General features: G+C 71.9%; 1 protein-coding gene. It reads right to left on the bottom strand.

Going from position 1 to position 2,039, the window contains the following annotated elements; all coding sequences use genetic code 11:
* A partial coding sequence (locus WAZ62_RS03210) for a phage tail length tape measure family protein (RefSeq protein ID WP_422642089.1) occupies nt 1-2,039 on the bottom strand: 2,039 nt, incomplete at both ends.

Here is a 2,039-nt window from a genome sequence, read left to right as displayed (position 1 = left end):
GCGGAGGCCTGGTCGCCCAGCTGGGCCGCCTGTTGGGCGCCCGACAGCGCCGCCTGGGCGATCTGCTCGTCCAGCGCTGCCTGGGCCGACAGGCCTTGCGTGAGCGCCGCCGTCCGCGCCGCCTCGGCCGCCACCCCGGCTTCCGACGAGGTCAGCCAGGCTTGCGCGGCCGAAAGCGATGAGGCAGCGTTGACGGACAGCGCGCGGTTTTGCTGCCCGATCGAGGCCGTGGCCCCCTCATAGGCCGCCTGACCGGCAGCGGTGATCCGCGCCTGGGCCTCGTCGGCGGTGATGACCTCGCCGACCAGGGCCAGGCGCTCTTTTTCTTCGGCCGCGCGGCGCTTCTCTTCGGGGGTGATTGCCCGGATCGAGGCCAGCTCGGCCGCGCCGGCCTCGGCGATCGGGTCGGCCTGGGCGAGCAGCGTCTCGCGGGCGTGCACGACGGCCGAGATCGAGGCCGCGATGCGGGCGTTCTCCTCCACCGACAGGCCCGGCGCGTCCAGCCCGCGTCGCAGCTTGGCTTCCTGGTCCGAGAGCGCGGTGATGCGCCCCGCCCGGCTGTTGTTCGGGAGGCTGTCCGCCAGCGTCAGGGCGGCGTCGCCGGTGGCCCGACGCCGAATATCGGCAGCGGTTTGCTCGGCCGCAGCTCGCTCTTGGTCAATCTGAGTCTTCAGGGCGTCTCGCTGCTGTTGCAGTCTGGCAAGCTCGGCTGCCTCACCGCCTGTTCGGCCGCCCGCCGAAAGGGGTGAAATCCGCTCGCGATACTGCGCCGGGGCCGCCCTGCTACCCGTCCCCGGCACCATTTCGTGGGTCAAGTCGAAAATTCGGCCGTTTATGGTCGCCAGCTGCGTGGCTCGGTCTTGGCCATCAAAGACGGCATCGACCGCGCCTCCAATGGCCTCGATCGCGCCAGATGCCATGCGGGCCACGAAATCCCACGCCCGGCCGAGCGCGGTTGTCGCCTGCTCCGCGTCCGCCAGGCGGCCGCGCATCGCCTCCATCAAGGCGTTCTGGGCTTCGGTTGTGCGGCCCTGAGCGGCCAGTCGCTCGACGTAGCGGGCGGTGGCGCCGTCGACCAGGCCGAGCTGGCGGGACAGCGTCGAGGCCCCCTTGGCGGGATCGGCCAGTATCTCGGCGAGCTTCGCCGCCGCTGTCTCGACGTCGGTCCCGAGCGCCGCCGCAAAATCCCTGGTGATGCCGATCAGGGCGCCGAACTGCTCGACCCCGATCTTGCCCGTCCGGGCGAGTGCGACCTCGATCGAGCGGGCGGCCGGGACAGACAGGCCGGCGGCATCCGCCGTCGCTTGCGCGATGTCCTCGATGTCGCTGACCGTGGCGCCGGACGCGCGGCCGAGACCGGCAAGCGCGACCTCCACCTCCTTGGTCGCCGTGATGTAGCGGCTGAGCGCGAAGGCGCCAAGGGCCACCGCCGCCGCCAGCGCGCCAAAGCCGACCGTCGTCGGCGTCAGCACGCCAGAGAGCGCGGACAGGGTGCCCTTGATACCGCCGAACAAGGGCGTGATCTGGCTCCCCTGCTGCAGCAGGACCATGAGCGGGTTGATCCCGCCGGCCAGCGAAACCACCACGTCGTTGAGCTGATAGCTCAACTGGGTCATCTGCTGGCCCGTCAGCTTGCCCTGACCGCCCAGGGCGCCGAGGCCGGCGCCCATCGTGTGGATGCGCGCCGTCGCGGCCTGGACGACCGACGTTGTATGAGCGACGGCCGCCGCCGCCTCCTGCTCGGAGAGGGCACCGATCCTGGTCGCGCGCGCGATCTCGTCCAGCGCGGCCTTATGGGCGGCCTCGACCGCCGCCAGGGGCACATAGCGGGCGCGCAAGGCCTCGATCTCGGCGGCCTGCAGGCCAACGGCGGTCGACAGACCGCGAAAGGACGCCCCCAGCTGATCGTGCTCTGTCGCCACCAGGCCGGCGGTCACGGCCAGCTGCTGCCAGGACTGGCTGACCGATGAGGCGGCGGCGGCTGTCGTTGCCAGGCCCGCGCCGAGGCCGGTGACGGCAGCGGCCGCGCCGGCCATGCC

The sequence above is a fragment of the Zavarzinia sp. genome (assembly GCF_049306435.1).
Classification (GTDB): Bacteria; Pseudomonadota; Alphaproteobacteria; order Zavarziniales; family Zavarziniaceae; genus Zavarzinia.
The sequence above is the reverse complement of the archived record's forward strand: the minus strand, read 5'-3'. Positions and strand labels throughout refer to the sequence as shown.